The sequence below is a fragment of the Pseudoalteromonas sp. 78C3 genome, from assembly GCF_002836695.1.
GTDB classification, from domain to species: Bacteria; Pseudomonadota; Gammaproteobacteria; order Enterobacterales; family Alteromonadaceae; genus Pseudoalteromonas; species Pseudoalteromonas arctica.
In genome coordinates this window covers 20,980-42,870 of sequence record NZ_PJAV01000171.1, presented here as the reverse complement: position 1 = coordinate 42,870, position 21,891 = coordinate 20,980, and the positions used below count along the sequence as shown (strand labels likewise).

The 21,891-nt window shown below is 39.2% G+C and carries 16 protein-coding genes; 14 read left to right on the top strand and 2 right to left on the bottom strand.

Annotated features, from left to right (window positions below):
* Positions 1-150 precede the first annotated feature (150 nt).
* The 6 genes from lepA to pdxJ are packed head-to-tail and all read left to right on the top strand — an operon-like array spanning position 151 to position 5,959.
* Positions 151-1,938 carry a translation elongation factor 4 gene (gene lepA, locus CXF76_RS17935; protein ID WP_007581724.1) on the top strand — a complete coding sequence of 596 codons (1,788 nt, stop codon included), beginning with the start codon at positions 151-153 and terminating at the stop codon, positions 1,936-1,938.
* Between the two features lie 16 nt (positions 1,939-1,954).
* Positions 1,955-2,890 (top strand): signal peptidase I, encoded by a 936-nt coding sequence (gene lepB / locus CXF76_RS17930; protein WP_024589998.1) that lies wholly within the window; start codon positions 1,955-1,957, stop codon positions 2,888-2,890.
* Between the two features lie 2 nt (positions 2,891-2,892).
* Positions 2,893-3,570, top strand: a complete 678-nt coding sequence (gene rnc, locus CXF76_RS17925; protein ID WP_007581728.1) for a ribonuclease III — start codon at positions 2,893-2,895, stop codon at positions 3,568-3,570.
* Positions 3,560-4,492, top strand: a complete 933-nt coding sequence (gene era / locus CXF76_RS17920; RefSeq protein ID WP_007581730.1) for a GTPase Era — start codon at positions 3,560-3,562, stop codon at positions 4,490-4,492. The genes rnc and era overlap by 11 nt, the downstream gene beginning before the upstream one ends.
* A gap of 20 nt (positions 4,493-4,512) precedes the next feature.
* Entirely contained in the window at positions 4,513-5,205 is a 693-nt protein-coding gene (recO, locus tag CXF76_RS17915; RefSeq protein ID WP_007581733.1) for a DNA repair protein RecO, read from the top strand.
* A 22-nt stretch (positions 5,206-5,227) separates the two neighbouring features.
* Positions 5,228-5,959, top strand: a complete 732-nt coding sequence (pdxJ, locus tag CXF76_RS17910) for a pyridoxine 5'-phosphate synthase (RefSeq protein ID WP_007581734.1) — start codon at positions 5,228-5,230, stop codon at positions 5,957-5,959.
* An 82-nt stretch (positions 5,960-6,041) separates the two neighbouring features.
* Here the strand turns inward: pdxJ and barA are convergent, their stop codons facing one another.
* On the bottom strand, positions 6,042-8,816 hold the full coding sequence (barA, locus tag CXF76_RS17905) for a two-component sensor histidine kinase BarA (protein ID WP_101164294.1): 2,775 nt from the start codon (positions 8,814-8,816) through the stop codon (positions 6,042-6,044).
* A gap of 109 nt (positions 8,817-8,925) precedes the next feature.
* Here barA and rlmD point away from each other — a divergent pair, with 109 nt between their 5' ends.
* From rlmD to eno, 5 genes are all read left to right on the top strand, one after another.
* A complete protein-coding gene (gene rlmD, locus CXF76_RS17900; protein ID WP_101164293.1) occupies positions 8,926-10,251 on the top strand; it encodes a 23S rRNA (uracil(1939)-C(5))-methyltransferase RlmD in 1,326 nt (441 codons plus the stop codon).
* A gap of 8 nt (positions 10,252-10,259) precedes the next feature.
* Positions 10,260-12,416: a GTP diphosphokinase gene (gene relA / locus CXF76_RS17895; RefSeq protein WP_007583109.1), complete on the top strand. Its 2,157-nt coding sequence runs from the start codon at positions 10,260-10,262 to the stop codon at positions 12,414-12,416.
* A gap of 2 nt (positions 12,417-12,418) precedes the next feature.
* Complete coding sequence (mazG, locus tag CXF76_RS17890; RefSeq protein ID WP_101164292.1) at positions 12,419-13,216, top strand: nucleoside triphosphate pyrophosphohydrolase; 798 nt, start codon at positions 12,419-12,421, stop codon at positions 13,214-13,216.
* Between the two features lie 162 nt (positions 13,217-13,378).
* Positions 13,379-15,013: a CTP synthase gene (locus CXF76_RS17885; protein WP_010553216.1), complete on the top strand. Its 1,635-nt coding sequence runs from the start codon at positions 13,379-13,381 to the stop codon at positions 15,011-15,013.
* Positions 15,014-15,125: 112 nt separating this feature from the next.
* Positions 15,126-16,424, top strand: a complete 1,299-nt coding sequence (eno, locus tag CXF76_RS17880; RefSeq protein WP_024589994.1) for a phosphopyruvate hydratase — start codon at positions 15,126-15,128, stop codon at positions 16,422-16,424.
* 197 nt (positions 16,425-16,621) lie between these two features.
* Here eno and mutH read toward each other — a convergent pair whose 3' ends face one another.
* The gene (mutH, locus tag CXF76_RS17875) at positions 16,622-17,293 is read right to left on the bottom strand and encodes a DNA mismatch repair endonuclease MutH (protein ID WP_024589993.1); all 672 of its coding nucleotides are present in this window, start codon (positions 17,291-17,293) and stop codon (positions 16,622-16,624) included.
* Positions 17,294-17,976: 683 nt separating this feature from the next.
* On the opposite strand from mutH, the gene rppH reads away from it, so the two are divergent.
* The 3 genes from rppH to CXF76_RS17860 all read left to right on the top strand — a co-directional run bounded on the left by rppH (position 17,977) and on the right by CXF76_RS17860 (position 21,889).
* The gene (rppH, locus tag CXF76_RS17870; RefSeq protein WP_002958704.1) at positions 17,977-18,495 is read left to right on the top strand and encodes an RNA pyrophosphohydrolase; all 519 of its coding nucleotides are present in this window, start codon (positions 17,977-17,979) and stop codon (positions 18,493-18,495) included.
* A gap of 229 nt (positions 18,496-18,724) precedes the next feature.
* Entirely contained in the window at positions 18,725-20,989 is a 2,265-nt protein-coding gene (gene ptsP / locus CXF76_RS17865) for a phosphoenolpyruvate--protein phosphotransferase (protein ID WP_007583118.1), read from the top strand.
* Between the two features lie 90 nt (positions 20,990-21,079).
* On the top strand, positions 21,080-21,889 hold the full coding sequence (locus CXF76_RS17860; protein ID WP_101164291.1) for a sulfite exporter TauE/SafE family protein: 810 nt from the start codon (positions 21,080-21,082) through the stop codon (positions 21,887-21,889).
* Positions 21,890-21,891 lie beyond the last annotated feature (2 nt).

The following is a 21,891-nucleotide window of genomic DNA, read 5'->3' as shown; positions in this document are numbered from 1 at the left end:
CAATAAATAAAATGGTTTTAATCAATATTAAAAAGCATTCGTGATGTTTGTAATTTACAAACTGAGCTTATGGCATCCTACAGCAAGTATTTTCAAGTCACTTAGGTATTCATATTTAGTCCATTAAAATAGAAGTATAGAATCCAGTTTATGAAGCATATCCGTAATTTTTCGATCATCGCCCATATTGACCATGGTAAATCGACCCTTTCAGATCGTTTGATCCAAGTTTGTGGCGGTTTAACCGACCGTGAAATGCAAAAACAAGTTTTGGATTCAATGGATATTGAGCGCGAACGTGGTATTACCATTAAAGCGCAAAGTGTAACGTTGAATTACAAAGCGAACGATGGCGAAACTTATCAACTTAATTTCATTGATACTCCAGGACACGTTGATTTTACATATGAAGTATCGCGTTCTTTAGCTGCATGTGAAGGTGCACTACTCGTTGTTGATGCAGGCCAAGGCGTTGAAGCACAAACATTAGCTAACTGTTACACCGCTATTGAAATGGAATTAGAAGTAATTCCAGTACTTAATAAAATCGATTTACCGCAAGCGGATCCTTTGCGCGTTGCAGAAGAAATTGAAGAAATTATTGGTATTGATGCCCTTGATGCAGTGCAATGTAGCGCTAAAACGGGTGTAGGTATTGCCGAAGTTCTTGAAATGATTGTTAGAGATGTTCCGCCGCCAGTAGGCGATACAGATGGACCTCTACAAGCACTTATTATCGATTCTTGGTTTGACCCATACCAAGGCGTTGTATCATTAGTGCGTATTAAGCACGGTGAATTACGCACTGGCGACAAAATAAAAATAATGTCGAATGAGCATATACATACTGCCGACCAAGTGGGTGTGTTTACACCTAAGCAAACTAACACCGGTATTTTAAGAACAGGTGAAGTAGGGTTTGTTATTGCTGGCATCAAAGAGATACATGGTGCGCCAGTAGGCGATACTATAACTCATCAAAAAAATGCGGCTCCACTTCGTTTACCTGGTTTTCAAAAAATTAAGCCTCAGGTTTATGCAGGTATGTTCCCAATTGCATCAGATGAGTATGAATCATTCCGTGATGCGCTTAATAAATTAAGCTTAAACGATGCGTCGTTATTCTTTGAACCAGAGAATTCAACTGCATTAGGTTTTGGTTTCCGCTGTGGCTTTTTAGGTATGCTACACATGGAAATCATTCAAGAGCGTTTAGAGCGTGAATACGATATTGATTTAATTACAACGGCACCTACGGTAATCTATGAGATAGTTACTAAAGAAGGTACATTCCAGATTGATAACCCGTCTGATTTACCTGCAGTAAACGATATTTTAGAAATACGTGAGCCGATTGTTGAAGCTAATATTTTGGTACCACAAGAATACTTAGGTAATGTTATTACTTTGTGTATTGAAAAACGCGGTAGCCAAACAAAAATGACCTATCACGGAAAGCAAGTAGCTGTTACGTACGAGCTACCTATGGCTGAAGTGGTAATGGACTTTTTTGATAAATTAAAATCAACAAGCCGTGGTTTTGCATCGCTTGATTATAACTTTAAACACTTTCAAACATCAGATATGGTGCGTGTTGATATTTTAATCAATAGTGAGCGTGTTGACGCACTTGCGATTATTGTTCACAGAGACGGTGCACAGTCTCGTGGTCGTCAATTAGCTGATGCATTAAAAGAGCTTATTCCTCGTCAAATGTTTGATATTGCGATTCAAGCAGCGATTGGACAACACGTTATTGCACGTACTACGGTAAAACAGTTACGTAAAAACGTAATTGCTAAGTGTTACGGTGGCGATGTGAGTCGTAAGAAAAAGCTACTTAAAAAGCAAAAAGATGGTAAAAAACGTATGAAGCAAGTAGGTAATGTAGAAGTGCCTCAAGAAGCGTTTTTAGCTATTTTAAAAGTTGGTAAATAAAAACAAAGGATTATAAATGGCTGGTTATTTTTCAGTTTTATTGGTGCTATTAACCTTAGGCTCAGGCTTAATATGGTTAATAGATCACTTAATGTATGCACCTAAAAGACAGGAGCGCTTAGCGATAGCGCAAACGTCTGCTGGAGCTCCGTTAGATGAAGAAACTGCGGCATTAATTGCACCAGAACCAGTACTAACAGAAACAGCAAAGTCGATTTTCCCGATGATTGCAGCAATTACTATTTTTAGATCATTTATTTTTGAACCGTTTCAAATTCCATCTGGTTCAATGATGCCTACACTGTTAGTGGGTGACTTTATTTTAGTACAAAAGTATTCATATGGAATAAAAGACCCAGTTTGGCGCACTCAGTTAGTTGATGTCGGTGAGCCTGAACGTGGTGATATTGTTGTTTTTAAATACCCTTTAGATGAAAGTGTTGACTATATTAAACGTACGATTGGTTTACCTGGCGATAAAATTGTTTATCGTGATAAACGTTTATATATTCAGCCAAACTGTAAAGAAGGCGAAACCCAACAGGGTGAGCTTTTATGTAATGAATTCAATAAAATTGATTTTAAACTAATTAATGATAACGAATTTAAACAAGGCCCAATGCCTCTAGCTCGTGTGAATGAAAATTTAACAACAGTTACGCATGATATATTAATCAACCCACAAGCGCCTGAAAGAAAAGGGCGTTACTATCAGCAACCGGGCACGCCTTCTGATGAATGGACTGTTCCTGCTGATCATTATTTTATGATGGGTGATAACCGCGACAACAGCCAAGATGGTCGCTTTTGGGGCTTTGTACCAAAAGAAAACTTGGTGGGTAAAGCTGTCTTTATATGGATGAGTTTTGAATTTGAGAATGGCCCTGATGATATTTTACCAGGATGGGTTCCAACTGGTGTTCGCTTTGAACGCCTAGGTAATATTCAGTAACGATGAAAAAAAATGTAACAGAATTATATAAAAAAATTGGCTATGAATTCGCTGATCAAGGTTTACTTGAACAAGCAATGACGCACCGCAGCCACAAAGGCCAACATAATGAGCGACTAGAATTTTTAGGCGACTCGATTTTAAGCTTTGTGATTGCCAATGCACTTTATGCCAAATTCCCTAAAGCGCGTGAAGGCGATTTAAGCCGCATGCGCTCAACACTTGTGCGTGGTCAAACACTTGCTGAGTTTGGTCTTGAATTTGGTCTAGGCGATTATTTACGCTTAGGGCCGGGCGAGCTTAAAAGTGGCGGCTTTCGTCGCGAGTCAACGCTTGCTGATGCAGTAGAAGCTATTATAGGCGCTGCATTTCTAGATTCAGGTATCGACAGTTGTGGCGATCTTATATTGGCGTGGTACCAATCACGTTTGGATGCTATTTCACCAGGGCTTAACCAGAAAGATCCTAAAACCCTGCTGCAAGAGTATTTACAAGCCCGTAAATTATCGTTACCGGGCTACACAGTGGTTGATACACAAGGCCAAGCACACAATCAAACATTCACGGTTGAATGTATTGTTGATGGAATGGATAGCATAATTTCTGTTGGTAGCTCGCGCCGTAAGGCCGAACAAAAAGCTGCCGAAAAAGCATTGAAGATACTTAAAAATGAACCTTGATACCTTAATACAGCCTCATGAACGTGATGTAGATACATTTTGTGGAATGGTGGCGATTGTCGGTCGACCAAACGTAGGTAAATCGACTTTGCTTAATGAAATCATTGAGCAAAAAGTGAGTATTACCTCACGTAAACCACAAACTACACGTCATCGTATTATGGGTATTCATACCGTAGATAAACACCAAGCGGTATACATAGATACACCGGGTCTACACGTTGAAGAAAAGCGTGCTATTAACCGTTTAATGAATCGAGCAGCGTCTAGTTCTATCGGCGATGTAGAGCTTATTATTTTTGTCGTTGAAGGCACTCATTGGAATGCAGATGACGATATGGTACTTAATAAAGTATCGCAAAGTGGTAAGCCTGTATTATTAGTTATTAATAAAATTGACCAAGTTAAAGACCGTGATCTTGTATTGCCTCATATGAAGTGGTTAAGTGACAAGTTTGATTTTGTTGGAATTATGCCAGTATCGGCAACGCAAGGTAAAAACGTTGATTTAATCAAAGCAGAGGTAACTAAACGCTTACCTCCTTGCGAATTTTACTTTCCTGAAGATTATGTAACTGACCGTTCAATGCGCTTTATGGCAGCTGAAGTTATTCGTGAAAAGCTAATGCGTTTTATGGGTGAAGAACTACCGTATTCTGTGACTGTTGAAATTGAGCAGTTTAAATGGCAAGACAACGGTATTTGGCACATCAATGGGTTAATTCTTGTTGAGCGCGAAACACAAAAACGCATGGTTATTGGTAATAAAGGCGAAAAGCTAAAAACCATTGGCCGTGAAGCTCGTAAAGACATAGAAGAAATGCTTGATAACAAAGTATTTTTAGAGCTTTGGGTTAAAGTTAAGTCGGGTTGGGCTGATGATGAACGTGCACTAAGAAGCTTAGGTTACAGTGAAGACTAAACCAAGCAGTAGCTTAGTGAATGGATAGCGACTTCTACACCGCGTATTTATTACATAGGCGTCCGTATAGTGACTCCCAGGTAATGTTAGATATGCTTGTAGAAGGCGTTGGTCAGTTAAGAATGCTGGCCCGAATTAGTGGTCGCCAGGCCACTAAACATAAAGCACAACTTCAGCCGTTCCAGGCACTCCTTGTTAATTACAGTGGCAAGTACGATTTAAAATATATCAATAAGTTTGAACTGCATGGTAACCCGCACTTTTTAAAAGGTGATGAGCTTTATTGTGGTTTTTATTTGAACGAACTGACTAACCGCATCGTTCCTGTTAATGAGCCAATTGAACAAGTATTTGAGCTATATAAATCCCACCTAGGAAACCTAAACAGCGGAGCCAATTTACAAGAAGTGCTTCGCTCGTACGAATTTCAATTATTGGAATTACTCGGTTATGGCGTGGATTTTAGTTTTGATGCCAGTGGTGAACCAATAGATGAAAAGCAGACGTATAGTTATTTCCCCGAACTTGGTTTTTTAGTACAAGAAGATACGCGTTCTGGATTTAGTGGCAAACAACTCAACGCCATAGCAAATCATGACTTTAGCCAAAGTGATGTGCTATATATGGCAAAGCAATTAAGTCGCTATTTATTAAAACCCTTATTAGGTAGTAAACCATTAAAAAGCCGTGAGCTATTTATGGCCTCTCAATAAACGTAATTTTACAGGTAAGAAAATGAAAGATATTCTTTTGGGTGTAAACGTAGATCATATTGCAACACTTCGTCAAGCGCGTGGAACAAGTTACCCAGATCCAGCGCATGCAGCCAGTGTAGCAGAGCATGCAGGCGCAGACGGTATTACGATTCACTTACGTGAAGACAGACGCCATATTCAAGATCGCGACGTTTATGTGATGGCTAAAACTATCCAAACTCGCATGAATCTTGAAACCGCTGTTACCGATGAAATGATACAGATAGCGCTTGAAGTAAAACCCGAGTACGTGTGTTTAGTACCTGAAAAGCGCGAAGAGTTAACCACCGAGGGCGGCTTAGATGTAGCGGGTAATATAGATAAAATTAAAGCCGCAACAAAAACGCTTACCGACGCGGGTATTAAAGTATCGCTATTTATTGATGCAGATAAAGCACAATTAGATGCAGCTAAAGAATGTGGTGCTCCTTATGTAGAAATACACACAGGCGCGTATGCTGATGCAACAAATGATACTGATTTACACAAAGAGTTAGAGCATATTCGTGAAGGTGTTAAATACGCAGCAAGCTTAGGTTTGATTGTTAACGCTGGCCATGGTCTTCATTACCATAACGTTAAACCCATTGCCGCGATGCCTGAGATTTATGAGCTAAATATTGGCCACGCTATTATTGCTCGTGCAGCGATAGATGGGCTCGATAAAGCCGTACGCGACATGAAACGATTAATGATTGAAGCAAGAATGTAATACGAATCTACATAAGTATTTAAAAAGCTTAATTAAAAAAACGCGGTTAATGCCGCGTTTTTTTGTATCTAAAATTCAAAGCTTATCTTTGTAGCTCAGTTACGCTTGCATCAGCAAGTAAGTTTTCAAGCTCGTCCTGTAACTCAAATAATTCAGGTTCAATATTCTCTAACAAGCATTTATTTTTAAGTGATGTTTCAATTGTTTCTGCGAGTGATTTAAGTTTTGGTACACCAGTGTAACAACATGCGCCATGAAACTTGTGGACAATACTTAGGACTTGCTGACAATCATTACTCTCTATCGCTTTAGCAAGCAATGTAAGAGTTTCAGGGACGCTTAGAAGTAGCATATTAAGCATCTCTAGCGCTAACTCGCTCTTTCCTCCAGCACGCTGCAGGGCTTGTGCCCAATCAATTCGACTACTTTGAAATGGAGCCGGGCTTTGTGGTGTATCTGTTTTAGCTTTATCGCGATTAACCGCGGTCTGTGGACTATGATCGCTAATAATTTGTTTAAGCATATCTTCATCAATAGGCTTAGTTAAATAGCCTTTAAAGCCATCTTTTAGTAGTTGCTCTTTTTCGCTTTGAAGGGCGTGTGCCGTTACAGCTATAATTGGTGTATCTTCATTAAGTGATGATTCTTGTATAAGCTTGCATGCGGTTATACCGTCCATAATTGGCATCTGGATATCCATAAAAATTATGTCGTATTTATGACTTTTACTTAAGCTGTATGCTTGTGAACCATTATGTGCCGTTTCTATTACTTCAATCTGCTCACTTAATAAAGTATGGAGAAGTTTTAAGTTGGCATCGTTATCATCAACAACCAATACTTTTAACGGCAGCAAAGCTTGATCGTTTTGTTCAATATTATGAGTAGGGTGGTCAAGCCTATAAGGTGCAGCAAGTACTTCACATAACTTACGGTGATTAAGTGGTTTACTTAAACACGCATCAGCACCGCTACCTATAAAGGCTTCTCGCATATTGTGCGATACAGTATTAAGCATTAAATATAAGTAATCAGTAGATTCACGCACGGCTTTTACATAGCTTTTTAGTTGCTGCATATCATCAACTGATGCCATATGGCCAATTAAGCAAACATCATATTTATGTTCAGTATTTTTTATAGCGTCTAAAAAGCTAGTCTCGTTAAAACATGCCGTTACGCTTGATTCCCACTGAGTCAATAACGAAAGTACAGCGTGATGTGTATGCTCGTGTGGCTCTAAATACAAAATACGCTTACCAATGAGCGATTTAGTCGGTAAGTCGTTAGTAAATACATGATTGGGCAAACTAAACACACTATTGAATGTAAAACAGGTACCGTTACCTGGTGCAGAGTTTAATGTTATGCGGCCATTCATCGCTTCAACAATATGCTTAGTAATAATGAGGCCAAGACCTGTACCACCAAACTTACGTGTAATGCTTGAGTCTGCTTGCCCAAATGGAGTAAATAAAGAGTCTTGCTTATCCATAGGTATACCCACGCCAGTATCTGTTACTGACACAAGTAAAGAAGTACGTTCGTCGTCGAGTAACCGATGGCTTATGTCGACCTTAATGGAGCCTTTTTCAGTAAATTTAATCGCATTACTTAATAGGTTTATCAGCACTTGTTTAAAGCGAGTGGGATCGCCCGTTAAGTCATCTGGTACTTGTTGGTTAATGTAAATGGATAGCTCTAATTGCTTATCGTGTGCGCTAGGAGCGAGTAGCGTCATCACTTCATTTACAGCATCACGAAGTTGAAACTGAATCGACTCAAGTTCCATTGCACCCGCTTCTAGTTTGGAGAAATCTAGAATGTCGCTAATAATAGTCATTAAACTATTTGCTGATAGCATAATAGTATCGAGATAATCTTTTTGATGCTTGTTTAGTGGTGTTTTATAAAGCTGGCGTGTAAATCCAATAACACCATTTAACGGAGTACGAAGTTCGTGACTCATTTTAGCTAAAAAGTCTGATTTTACGCGGTTAGCATCTTGCGCTTCTTTTTTTGCAAATGAGAGCTCTATATTTGAAGTTTCGTATTGCTCTAGTGTTTCGCGGTAGTCGCTAGTTGCTTGGTCAATATTTTTTTGCATTTCATCTTTTTGCATCACCATAGTGTGAGCAATGGTATTTAAGCCTTCTCGCAATAGCTCAAATTCACCTATCATGTTGTCGTTAAGGCCAGTACTTCTTTTACCTTCGACTAACTTGTCGGTTGCAAGTACTAACTTATTAAGCGGCGTCATAAACATGCGGCTTAACCTTAAAGCTAAAATTGCTGCAAATACCAATGATAAAATAATTACAATACCGCTAATTAATAAAGCACGTTGCTGCCCTATAACCGCTTGGTCTTTGTTTAGCTGTATAATAACGGTGCCCAGAGATGACTGAAAAGCAGATGGATCCCATTTAGAGTCGTGACTTGTATGGTTAATAATGGGCGTGAAGAATGTAACAAGCTCATCTGACTTTTGCACGTGGGTCGTTTTTAAATTTATGAGCGTCTTTTGATTAATTAACTTTTCAAATGAGCGGTGATAATTACTCGTCATTAATAGCGCATTATTTTTATCAAAAATTGCAATCGACTTAATTGTAGGGGAGTGCTTGTTATGTGTGTAGCTTATAAGGCGATTCAATAGCTGTTTGTTTTTTTCGAGCATGGGTTGCTCAAGCGCAATAGCAAGTGGCTCAGAAATAGTAGTACCTTGCTGATATAAAATTTCATCAAGCTCAATGTAACGATTTATTGTAAAATAGCCACCAAGTAGTAATCCTATGATCACCGTTGGGATCAGGGTCAGTGTTAAAACAGAATCGCGTAAGCCTAATTTGGTCATAATGGGAGCGTTTTATCGTTATTAGTATGATTTGAGTATATACGGTTCAACACGCATTCTAAAGCATCTAAATATAGGTGCTTCATAAATAAACTGAAGGTAATGCCTAATGGCGCAAATTTTTAAAGCGAAAAAGAAACCGCTTAAGCAACAAACATTAGAATTAAATATAACGGGAATGGATCATCAAGGGCGTGGCATTGCGAAGCATAATAATAAAGTATGTTTTGTAAGCGGTGCATTACCAAATGAAACAGTTAAAGCAATGCTCGTCGAAGATAAAGCTAAATACAGCAGTGCAAAAGTAATTAAAGTTATTAAAGCGAGTGAATCAAGAGTAGACGCTTTTTGTGAGCACTATAATCAGTGTGGTGGCTGCCAATTACAGCATTTAGAAGTAAGCCAACAAGTTGTAGAAAAACAAACTGCAGTTACTCAGCTATTTAGTAAGTTTGCTAAATTAAATACCTTAAACTGGCAAGCTCCATTATTAAGTAAGTCTGTGCATTACAGGCGCAGCGCCCGCATAGCCGTTATGTTTGATAAAGCAGCTAAAAAAATGCGTGTGGGTTATAGAGCAAGTGGTTCAAAAAATATTGTAAGTATTAATAAATGTGCAGTACTTGATGAAGTATTTGCGGATGTTTTTACACTTTTTGATGGTTTAATTAATCAACACAAAGCGCTGCACAGTATAAGCCATTTACAGTTATGCCAAAGTGATGAGAAAAACTTTGTTGTTATTCGTCACACTAAAGCAATTAACGATGATACAAAGGCTTTGGTTGAGCACATAACAAAAAGCCAACAGTTTGAAGTTGTATGGCAAAGCGAGAGCGATGTAATTGCGCATTCACACTTAGCCATGCCGTTTTATTACCTTAAAGAGTTTGATCTAAAATTTGAATTTGGTTTAGGTAATTTTATTCAGGTAAATTCGCAAGTTAACGAAGCTATGTTAAAGCAAGCTGCAAATTGGCTTGATTTAAAAGGTGATGAAAATTTATTGGATTTATTTTGTGGCATTGGTAATTTCTCATTAGTGCTGGCAAAACAAGCAAAATCTGTAATTGGCGTAGAAGGTGTGACTTCAGCGGTTGCAATGGCTGCTCAAAATGCGCAAACTAACTCTATTACCAATGCGCAGTTTCATTGCTTTGATTTAACGCAAAGCATACAGAGCGCCACATGGTTTAGTAAAAACTTAGATGTGCTTGTACTCGATCCTTCTAGGACTGGTGCAATGGCTGTATTAGAGCAATTATCTTTAAAGCAGTTTAAAACTATTTTATATGTCTCTTGTGACCCTGTTACTTTAGCCCGTGACAGCGCAATTATTTCACAAGCTGGCTTTGATCTTAATAAAATTGGGCTAATGAATATGTTTCCTCATACAGGGCATATTGAAACTATGGCGTTATTTCAACGGAGGTAGAACGCATTATGGTAGCTACACGACAATCACATCAACAAGATGAGACAACAGATTTTAGCACTCGGCTTTCATTTCTTGCCTTGTCTGAAGAAAAAACAGAGCTACTTACTAAAGCGCAAGCGCTCTGCGTAAAATGTGATAATGAAAGCAGGCAAACTACTGCAATCGAAATGGTTGAAATTTTAGCTGAGCTAAATCTCGACCCCGAATCGTTAGCTACTGCGTATTTAACCCCGTATTTTTTAAACGATTTAATATCACTAGAAACCATAGAAGAGCAGCTTGGTAGTAATATAGCCATGCTGTTAACTGGGGTTGCACAAATGGCCACTATTAGTACTTTATCGCATCAAGGTAAAGGAACTATGCAAGTTGATAATATTCGAAAAATGTTATTAACCATGGTTGAAGATGTGCGCGCCGTGGTCATTAAGCTTGCCGAGCAGGTATGTCATTTACGTAATGTAAAAAATGCGGATGAAGAAGACCGCGTCATTGCCGCTAAAGAAACGGCTGATATTTTTGCACCATTGGCAAACAGATTAGGAATAGGGCAATTAAAGTGGGAACTGGAAGATTTATCGTTTAGATATTTGCACCCAGGCACCTATAAAAGCATAGCCAAACAACTTGACGACAAACGTCTTACGCGCGAAGCCTATATGGAAGATATGGTTGAGCAAGTAAAAAACCGTTTAAGTGAAGCGGGCATAGAGGCCCAAGTTTATGGCCGCCCCAAGCACATTTACAGCATTTATAAAAAAATGCAGCAAAAAAACTACGAGTTTGATCAGCTTTTTGATATTCGTGCAATGCGTATCGTCGTTGAACGCCTACAAGATTGTTATGGAGCGCTGGGTATTGTGCACACCAATTGGCGTCATCTTAATAAAGAGTTTGACGACTATGTAGCAACCCCAAAACAAAACGGCTATCAGTCAATCCATACCGTAGTATTTGGGCCTGAAGGTAAAACAGTAGAAATACAAATTCGTACCAGCGATATGCATCAAGATGCTGAGTTGGGTGTGGCTGCACACTGGATGTACAAAGAAGGTGCATTACCGGGACGCGGCTCGGGTTATGAGCAAAAAATTAGCTGGTTGCGTAAGTTACTTCAATGGCAAGAAGAAGTGGTTGATGGTGGTGATTTAGCTGAAGAGCTTAAAAACCAAGTAGTAGAAGACCGCGTATACATATTTACCCCAAGCGGCGATATTATCGATTTACCACTTGGCGCTACACCGCTTGATTTTGCTTACTACATTCACTCAAATGTAGGGCATCGTTGTATTGGCGCAAAAATTTTCGGCAAAATAGTGCCGTTCACGCATCAACTTACAACCGGGGATCAGGTAGAAATACTGACCCAAAAACAACCAAATCCAAGTCGTGATTGGTTAAACCCGTCATTAGGATACATTAAGTCATCGCGCGCTAGAGCCAAAATTCATCACTGGTTTAAACAGCTCGACCGCGACAAAAACTTAAGTGCGGGGAAAGAAATTCTCGACAGTGAATTACAAAAGCTTAATTTAACATACAAAGATTTAGAGCCAGCCATCAAGCGTTTTAACTTTAAAGAACTTGATGACTTAATGGTTGCAATTGGTGCGGGTGATGTACGTCTCAATCAAATGCTTAACTTTGTAAGTGATCGGACAGAAGATGAACCGGTTATTCGTATTAAAGCGCCTAGCAAAGTAACCGGTGACAAAAACGGCATAGTGGTTGATGGCGTTGGTAGCTTAATGAGCCATGTAGCCAAATGCTGTCGTCCTGTCCCTGGCGATGAGATAATAGGTTATATAACGCAAGGTCGAGGAATAGGTGTTCATAAGGAAGACTGTGATTCGTTTAATAACTTAAAAAATCAGCATCCAGAGCGTGTTATTTCGGTAAGTTGGTCTGAAGATATCAACGGCTCGTACGCACTAAGTATTAAAATAGAAGCAACCGATCGTTCAGGGCTAATACGCGATATAAGCTCAGTACTTGCTAACGAAAAAGTAAATGTTTTAAACATGAACGTAAATACGGTTGAAGATAATCAGTTAGCTATATTTACGATGCAAATAGAAGTACATGACTTATCGGGTACTAACCGTGTTCTTTCTAAGTTACACCAAATTGAAGGTGTACACGATGCCAAGCGTGGTCATTAATCATGAATGATAATGCAGCGCTTACACAACTTCTTAGCATAATGAAAACACTGCGAGATCCCAAGGGCGGTTGCCCGTGGGATCTCAAACAAGATTTTAAATCTATTGTGCCGCATACACTAGAAGAAGCATACGAAGTTGCCGACTGTATTGAGTCAGGCAACTTAGATGAGCTTAAAGGTGAATTGGGTGATTTGTTATTTCAAATTATTTTTTATGCGCAGCTTGCACAAGAGCAAAATCTATTTGATTTTAATGATCTAGTAGAGCAATTAAACGATAAGCTTACCCGTCGTCACCCGCATGTGTTTGGTGAAAAAAAAGAGCTAACAGACGATCAATTATCGCAACAGTGGCAAGCAATCAAAGCACAAGAACGCAGTGCTAGAGCGCAAACAGAATCACCTTCTTTTTGGCAAGATATTCCTGCCAATATGCCAAGCTTAAGTAAAGCTAAAAAAATTCAACAACGCGTTGCCGCACTTGGTTTCGATTGGCCAACGTATCACGGTGCACTTGATAAAGTGAGCGAAGAAGTGCTTGAAGTAAAAGAAGCGATTGAGCAAGACCCGTTATCTGATCATACAGCGGAAGAACTCGGCGACTTACTTTTTGCCACTGTTAATGTTGTACGCCATGTTAAACGAGACCCCGAACAGCTGCTTCGTAGCGCTAATGATAAGTTTTCAGCGCGTTTTGAAAAGGTAAACGCCTATTTGCATGCGCAAGGTAAAAGCTTAGATACAGCAACCTTTGAAGAAATGGACAGTGCATGGGATGCGATTAAAAAAGTAAAATAGGCTTAATGTTAAATAGTGCACATTTTTTGTGCGCGCATTAGCTAATTTTAGCTGGATTGATAAGCAGTGTTTTGGTACAATTTCGCCCCGTCTTGATGATATACCCTTAGGCTCTTCTTTGGGTGTTATATTCCTTTTAATTCCTGATATTCTAGGGTTCGCATGAGTACAAAATTTATCTTCGTTACTGGCGGAGTTGTTTCTTCGTTGGGTAAAGGTATTGCCGCAGCTTCACTGGCCGCTATTTTAGAAGCCCGTGGTTTAAATGTTACCATTTTAAAGCTGGATCCTTACATCAACGTTGACCCAGGCACAATGAGCCCAATTCAACACGGTGAAGTTTACGTTACAGAAGACGGCGCAGAAACTGACCTTGATTTAGGTCACTACGAGCGTTTTATTCGTACCAAAATGACTAGTCGTAATAACTTCACACAAGGCCGTGTATATGAAGACGTATTACGTCGTGAGCGCCGTGGTGAATACCTAGGCGCTACTATTCAGGTTATTCCACATATCACTAACGATATTAAGCAACGTGTATACGACGGTGCTGAAGGTTATGATATTGCTATTGTAGAAATTGGCGGCACTGTAGGTGATATAGAATCACAACCGTTTATTGAAGCAATTCGTCAGATGGGAACTGAAATTGGCCGCGAACGCGCGCTATTTATTCACTTAACGTTAGTGCCATTTTTAGGCCCTGCAGGTGAAGTTAAAACAAAACCAACTCAGCACTCTGTTAAAGAGTTACGCTCAGTAGGTATTCAGCCAGATATTCTTATTTGTCGTTCAGACCGTAAACTACCTAATAATGAGCGTGCAAAAATCTCATTATTCACAAACGTAGAAGAAAAAGCGGTTATTTCATTACCTGACGTAGACAGCATTTATAAAATTCCAGCGCTATTAAAAACGCAAGAATTAGATAACTTCGTATGTCGTCGTTTTCACTTAGATCCACCAGAAGCTGATTTAGCTGAGTGGGAACAAGTACTTTATCAAGAGTCTAACCCAACGGGTGAAGTGACAATTGGTATGGTTGGTAAATACACTGAATTACCAGATGCGTACAAATCGGTTAACGAAGCATTAAAGCATGCGGGCCTTAAAAACCGTTTAACAATTAATATTCAATACGTAGATTCACAAGATTTAGAAAACAAAGGTGTTGAATTACTTTCACACTTAGATGCTATTTTAGTACCAGGTGGATTTGGCGGACGTGGTGTTGAGGGTAAAATCTTAGCGGCTAAATACGCACGTGAAAATAAAGTACCATACCTAGGTATTTGTTTAGGTATGCAAGTAGCATTAATTGAATATGCACGTAATGTTGCAGGCTTAACGGATGCAAACTCTACAGAGTTTAATGCAAATTCAGAAGCGCCAGTAGTTGGCTTAATTACTGAATGGCTAGATGCTGAAGGTAATGTTGAAACACGTAGCGAAAAATCTGATTTAGGTGGCACTATGCGTTTAGGCGCACAAAAATGTCATTTAACACCAGGTTCTAAAGTACGCGAAGTATATGGCAGCGACGAAATTGTTGAACGTCATCGTCATCGCTACGAAGTAAATAATAACTTTGTAGAAATACTTGAAAAAGCAGGCTTAAGCTTTACTGGTTTATCAGAAGATAAAAAACTGGTAGAAATTATCGAAAATAAAGATCACCCATGGTTTATTGCCGCGCAGTTCCACCCGGAATTCACGTCAACTCCACGTGATGGTCATCCGTTGTTTGAAGGGTTTGTAGCAGCCGCGCATATCCACCAAAAAGCGAATTCGTAATTTTAAAAGCCGTGCATATTGCACGGCTTTTTTGTTTTAAGGGCTGACTAAGCTATATAAAACGTAGTAAAGTTAGCTGAACTCACCATTTTGGGAATATAGAGGAATCAAGATGTCAGAAATCGTAAAAGTAATCGGTCGCGAAATTATGGACTCGCGTGGTAACCCAACTGTTGAAGCAGACGTACATTTAGCAGATGGCTCTTGGGGTCGTGCAGCAGCACCTTCAGGCGCATCTACTGGTACTCGTGAAGCATTAGAGTTACGCGACGGTGATAAATCACGTTACTTAGGTAAAGGTGTATTAAAAGCAGTTGGTTATATCAATAACGAAATTGCTGATGCTTTAAAAGGCCAAAGTGCATTAGATCAAAGCGCTGTAGATAAAGTGATGCTAGATTTAGACGGTACCGAAAATAAAGAAAAATTAGGTGCAAACGCAATCTTAGCTGTATCACTAGCAACCGCGAAAGCAGCTGCACAGTCTAAAAAAGTTGAGCTTTATGAACATATCGCTGACTTAAACGGCACGCCAGGTGTTTACTCTATGCCACTTCCAATGATGAACATCATCAATGGTGGTGAGCATGCAGATAACTCTGTAGATATTCAAGAATTCATGATCCAACCTGTTGGCGCTAAAAACTTCCGCGAAGGCCTACGCATGGGTGCTGAAGTATTCCATAGCCTTGCTAAAGTACTTAAAGCTGATGGTCATTCAACAGCGGTTGGCGATGAAGGTGGTTTTGCACCAAACCTTGCATCTAACGAAGCGGCTCTTGCTGCAATTAAAGTAGCTGTAGCAAACGCAGGTTACGAGCTAGGTAAAGATATTACTTTAGCGATGGATTGTGCTGCATCTGAGTTCTACGACAAAGAAGCAAACATCTACGACCTTAAGGGTGAAGGCAAAAAATTCACTTCTGAAGAATTTAACTTCTTCTTACAAGATCTTACTAATCAGTACCCAATCGTTTCTATTGAAGATGGTCTTGATGAGTCTGATTGGGATGGCTTTGCACATCAAACTAAACTAATGGGTGATAAAATCCAATTAGTAGGTGATGATTTATTTGTAACAAATACTAAGATTTTAAAACGTGGTATCGACAACGGTATTGCTAACTCAATCTTAATTAAGTTTAACCAAATCGGTTCTTTAACTGAAACTTTAGCTGCAATAAAAATGGCTAAAGATGCTGGTTTTACTGTTGTTATTTCTCACCGTTCTGGTGAAACTGAAGATTCAACAATTGCTGATTTAGCGGTTGGTACTGCTGCAGGTCAAATTAAAACAGGTTCATTGAGCCGTTCTGACCGTGTTGCAAAGTACAACCAATTGCTACGTATTGAAGAGCAATTAGGTGATAAAGCACCGTACAACGGTCTTAAAGAAGTTAAAGGTCAGTAATTCTATTTTATATAGAATCTAATTTTTAATTTTAGATGATAAAATCCTCGCACAAGCGGGGATTTTTTATGCCTGATACTTTTTCAAAGAGATGAGAATAAGTTGTAGGGTTAAGCTTGCTGGCGCGCGCACAGAGCGAAAGAGGGTGGCGGCAATAATATTAAAGGTTACTTAAGTTTTAATATTTTATAACACAGTTAAAGCTGAAACTGCTGCTTTAAAATATCACCTGTAAAACTGGTTTTTAAGTAAAAGCCACGGGGTAGGGTTTTAATTATTTGCCCATTTGGACCAATAGCATCAGTCACTATTTTGCTATGAGCTGCTTTAGGGCGTATTTGCATCGCATCGCCTAAATGGCCTGATATTTCGTCGACTCTACCTAGCGCAATTAGCTCCATTTGCTCTTCCCAGTCGCGCTGTAATAAAGCGTCCTGTTCAGGTGAGGGTTGCCACAAAAAGCCGCTGCCAATGGTTCTATCAAACGGGGCAATATCACGTTCGCTTAAAATTGGCAGCCATAAAACATGATTTAGTTTTTTACGTACAGAGCTGGTATGCCAAGTCATTCCTGTAACGTTCATTAAAGGTGTAACCGATACAAACGTAGTTTCCAGTGGCCTACCTTTATAGGAAATAGGGAGTGTTTTTAGCTCAATTCCTAAATCTTCAAAATCCGGAAGTGGTTTTGAGCCCGCAGTAGCACCTAGTACATATTCAATTAACTGACCAGTCCAACCTTTTTCGCGCAGTAAATCATCTGGCGTTTTAAAATTATACTTGTTAGCAAGCTGCCCTAGAGTTAATCCGGCAATATTATTAACGCGTTGCATTAAATCGTTTATTGAGTGTGGTTTTGTAGGTCGCATGTCATGCCAATTTTATTAAAATATGAATATTATAGAGGTTTAACAACTCACTAACTACGTTGAAATTACTTATGCGGAGAAACTGCATATGATAGTTTTTTGTTATTGAGCTACTTTTTATTGCGATTATAAATATCAATTCAACGTAATTAGTATTCTTAATTTCGGTTGTATAAATATCATAGCCATGATAGCAAATAGGCTAAGCCGTGGATATTACTAGAGTTGTGTGTTTTTTGCTCGCTTGTTGTTTGAGTTAATTTTGAACATATCGAAATTAAGCTGCTTTACTTTAAGTTACTGACTCAGTTGGTTTTTTTAATGTTGTACATTCAGTTTTGATTAAGCAATTTAAAAGTTGTAAGGATAAATACAACTATATGAACATGTTTATCCACAGAATCTGTGGAGAAGCCAAGTTTTTAGATCTAATATTGTGGATTTGTTTGCAAAATGAGCGTGTTTTACAAAAGTTATGCACAAACTGTGAGTAACTAGAGGAAAACAAGAACCGCAATAGCCTTGTTAAGTTATTTTCCAAATATTTACCCACTCTCCATAATTTATCAATGTACTAAAAGCTCAAACTTAGCTTACTAATCGGGTTGGGTATAATAGTATTTGCCGTATTGCGGCTAATGTGGAACAATCATTAAAAATCGACTTACAAATGAGGCACTAAGGTGATTGATGCCGAAGGTTTTCGTGCCAATGTCGGAATTGTGATTTGCAATAATCAGGGACAGGTTTTTTGGGCCAGACGTTATGGTCAACACTCTTGGCAATTTCCCCAAGGTGGTGTTGATGATGGCGAAACTGCAGAACAAACCATGTACCGTGAATTACACGAAGAAGTAGGGTTGCGACCAGAAGATGTAGAAATAGTCGCAAGCTCAAAACATTGGTTACGCTATAAATTACCCAAACGATTAATCCGCCGAGACTCTAGTCCGGTGTGTATTGGGCAAAAACAGAAATGGTTTTTACTAAAATTACGCTGTAAAGACGAAGATGTAAATTTACTTAAAACCCATCATCCTGAATTTGATGATTGGCGCTGGGTAAGTTATTGGTATCCTGTAAGACAGGTTGTATCGTTTAAACGGGATGTTTATCGACGTGTAATGAAAGAGTTTGCTCCTTTCGCCATGCCTTTTAATAAGAGAGAACAACATAAAGATCATTGGCGAAGTAAAAGGTAGTTAACTAGGTAACCTGAACTCTGGATAATAAATCTATCTCGAGCAGCTATTTTCAGCGCTAACTACGTTGAATTTACTTGCAATAGGCCAGCTATTGACGCGTAAGTTCGCCTTGTTTTCACTGAAAATCTCTGGCTAGAGAAAATAAAGTTAAATATCACCATGATTCAATATGTTAGTAAATCTCTTAACCAGAGTTCAGGTTAAGTATAAAATAAAGGAGCAGGACATGCTGGCTACACTGAGATCTATTGCGGAGTCTGTATCGCGACAAGCGAATTTAGACAGCGCATTAGTGTGCTTTGTGCAAATGGTTAAAGATGCCATGAAAACCCAGTGCTGCTCCATTTATTTTGCAGATTACAGCCAAGACAATTTTGTACTTATGGCAACCGAAGGGCTAAATCCCGATGCGGTAGGTAAGTTTAGAATTGGTTTTACCGAAGGTTTAGTTGGCCTAGTAGCGCAACGCGAAGAACCTATTAATATTGCATTTGCTAAATCGCATCCTCGTTTTAAGCTCTCCCCCGAAGTAAACGAAGAAGGCTACAACGCTTTTTTATCTGTACCCGTTGTTCATCAAAAAAAAGTACTGGGCGTTATTGTTGTCCAACAAAAAATGGCACGTGTATTTAGCCAAGACGAAGAGTCGTTTTTAATAACGCTTTCTGCTCAACTTGCATCACAGTTAGCGCATGCTGAAATTAAAGAAATACTACGCCAAGATGAGTCATCTCATCAAACGTCTGTTTTAAAAGGTGTATCGAGCGCGCCAGGAATAGGTATAGGACAAGCATTTGTTGTATTACCAAAACTTGATTTTAAATCTATTGAGCTTTTAAAAGACAGTGACGTCACTGAGCAGCGTCGTTTGTTTACTCAAGCTGTAGCTGCAACGCGCAAAGAATTTAATACCCTATCGATGACGCTAAGCGATTCTATTCCGCACGAAGCTCTTGCGGTATTTGATGTGTATCAACAACTGCTTGATGCTAAAAGTTTAGGGCATAATGTTGAAATGCAATTACAAGAAGGCTGGTGTGCTAAAAGCGCCCTAAAAATTGTAATAGAGCGTTTAATATCTCAATTTAATGCCATGCAAGACCCTTATATAAAAGAGCGTGCTGTTGACGTTAAAGACATTGGTCTTCGCGTATTACACCACCTTGTAAATACCGAGCACGCTGTTAAAAATTATCCGGCCAACACTATTTTAATTGCTAATACCTTAACACCCGCCATGCTTGCTGAAGTGCCAAAAGGTCACTTAACAGGCGTTGTAAGCGTAAATGGCTCTGCAAATAGCCATGCTTCTATATTAACGCGTGCGATGGGGATCCCTGCCATTTGGGGTATAGAGGATTTACCTCTACTGCAGTTTAATGGCAAACCGATGATTTTAGATGCATTTGCTGGGCGTTTATATATATCGCCTTCACAAATGCTGATGGACGAATACACAGAGTTACAGCATCAAGATAACCTACTAAATAACCGCTTTTTAGCTGAGCAAGACTCAGAATCAATTACGCTTGACGGTGAACATGTTAGCTTATTATTAAATGCAGGCCTTGAGCTTAATACCGAGCAAAGTAGCGCGCATATTTGTGACGGTGTGGGGCTTTATCGAACCGAAGCGTGGTTTATGCAAAAGGGTCAGTTTCCTTCGCAATCAGAGCAAGAAAATTGGTACCGAGAAGTACTAACTAGCTATCATCCTAATCCTGTGGTTATGCGTACATTGGATATTGGGGGCGATAAGGTACTTGATTACTTTAATATTACCGAAGAAAACCCATTTTTAGGTTGGCGTGGTATTCGTATAAGCCTTGATCATCCAGAGTTATTTTTAGATCAACTAAAAGCGATGCTTAAAGCAAATATTGGTTTGGGTAATTTAAAAATAATGCTCCCTATGATCAGTGGCACTGAAGAAGTTGATGAGTCACTTGCGTTATTTGAACAGGCTTATTTTGAGTTAAGTGAAAAATACCCAGAGCAAACCATAGAAAGACCCGACATAGGAATAATGCTGGAAGTACCTTCAAGTGTATTTATGCTTCCAGAGTGGTCAAAAAAAGTTGATTTTTGCTCAGTAGGCAGTAACGATTTAACACAGTATTTATTAGCAGTAGACAGGGCTAACGCACGTGTAGCCGAACTTTTTAACCCTTATCACCCAGGTGTACTAAGAGTACTAAATAAAGTGGCGCACGAATGTGAGCAATATGAACTGCCATTTAGTTTGTGTGGTGAACTAGGCGGCGATCCTGAAGGGGCTATTTTACTTATTGCCATGGGTTACAGACGCCTTAGTATGAATTTATCATCGCTTAATAAAGTGAAGTGGGTACTTAGGCGTTTAAATGTCAGTGACATGGAACAACTATTAAGTGAATGTTTAGCGCAATCCACAGCCAAACAAGTACTACGTTTAACGCGAAGCTTTATGCTAGAGCATAAATTAGGTGATTTGTTTTACACCCCCAAATAAGCTTGTACACCTAATTAATTGCAATACACAGATGCTATTAGTTTTATAATCCTTTAATATATAAACCTTAAAAGGGTATTTGAGATTACTATGTATGACTTAGGTTTGTTAGTCGCAAGCTGCGCACTACTAGGCTGTATTGTTGGGTTTTTAGCTGGGTTACTAGGCATTGGCGGCGGTTTAATTATCGTTCCAGTACTAAGCACTCTGCTACTCTCATTTAATGTAACGTCGACTGATCATGTATTAGTAATTGCTATTGCAACCTCACTCGCTTCTATTTTATTTACTTCAACGTCTTCAGCGCTGGCTCATCATAAAAATGATAACGTGCCTTGGGCAATCGCCCCGTGGGTTATGTCGGGTGTGGCTTTAGGTGCACTTATTAGTGGCTTTGCAGCAAGTTTAATCCCTGAACAAATATTACGTACAGTGTTTGCTATAAGTGTTGTATTTATTGCAGCAAGAATGGTGCTCTCCGCGCGTAATAAACCGATGTCAGAAAAACCGTTGCCGGCTGGTCCTATTTTAGGGGGCGTTTCTGCAATAATGGGCGGGTTATCAGGTTTAATAGGGATTGGCGGCGGAGCTTTAATAGTACCGATGCTTAATTATTTTTCGGTTGATATAAAAAAAGCAATTGGCTGCGCGGCAGCGTGCGGAATTGTTATTGCATTATTTGGCTCTATTGGTTACATCAGCGCAGGCTGGCATGTTACCGATTTAGAGCATGGTTTTGCCGGGTTTGTTTATTTACCTGCATTATTCGGGATTGTTATTACCTCGTGGTTTGTTGCGCCCATTGGCGCCAAAGCAACTCACTATTTACCTGTTAATACAATTAAGAAAGTTTTCGCGGTGCTGCTTGTAGTTATCGCAATTAAAATGGTTTTTAGCTAAAG

Coding starts and splice junctions, on each gene's coding strand:
- relA (WP_007583109.1), top strand. CDS start 10,260: ATGGTAGCTACACGACAATCACATCAACAAGATGAGACAACAGATTTT.
- mutH (WP_024589993.1), bottom strand. CDS start 17,293: ATGCGACCTACAAAACCACACTCAATAAACGATTTAATGCAACGCGTT.
- ptsP (WP_007583118.1), top strand. CDS start 18,725: ATGCTGGCTACACTGAGATCTATTGCGGAGTCTGTATCGCGACAAGCG.
- lepA (WP_007581724.1), top strand. CDS start 151: ATGAAGCATATCCGTAATTTTTCGATCATCGCCCATATTGACCATGGT.
- mazG (WP_101164292.1), top strand. CDS start 12,419: ATGAATGATAATGCAGCGCTTACACAACTTCTTAGCATAATGAAAACA.
- recO (WP_007581733.1), top strand. CDS start 4,513: ATGGATAGCGACTTCTACACCGCGTATTTATTACATAGGCGTCCGTAT.
- lepB (WP_024589998.1), top strand. CDS start 1,955: ATGGCTGGTTATTTTTCAGTTTTATTGGTGCTATTAACCTTAGGCTCA.
- eno (WP_024589994.1), top strand. CDS start 15,126: ATGTCAGAAATCGTAAAAGTAATCGGTCGCGAAATTATGGACTCGCGT.
- CXF76_RS17860 (WP_101164291.1), top strand. CDS start 21,080: ATGTATGACTTAGGTTTGTTAGTCGCAAGCTGCGCACTACTAGGCTGT.
- pdxJ (WP_007581734.1), top strand. CDS start 5,228: ATGAAAGATATTCTTTTGGGTGTAAACGTAGATCATATTGCAACACTT.
- rlmD (WP_101164293.1), top strand. CDS start 8,926: ATGGCGCAAATTTTTAAAGCGAAAAAGAAACCGCTTAAGCAACAAACA.
- barA (WP_101164294.1), bottom strand. CDS start 8,816: ATGACCAAATTAGGCTTACGCGATTCTGTTTTAACACTGACCCTGATC.
- rnc (WP_007581728.1), top strand. CDS start 2,893: ATGAAAAAAAATGTAACAGAATTATATAAAAAAATTGGCTATGAATTC.
- era (WP_007581730.1), top strand. CDS start 3,560: ATGAACCTTGATACCTTAATACAGCCTCATGAACGTGATGTAGATACA.
- CXF76_RS17885 (WP_010553216.1), top strand. CDS start 13,379: ATGAGTACAAAATTTATCTTCGTTACTGGCGGAGTTGTTTCTTCGTTG.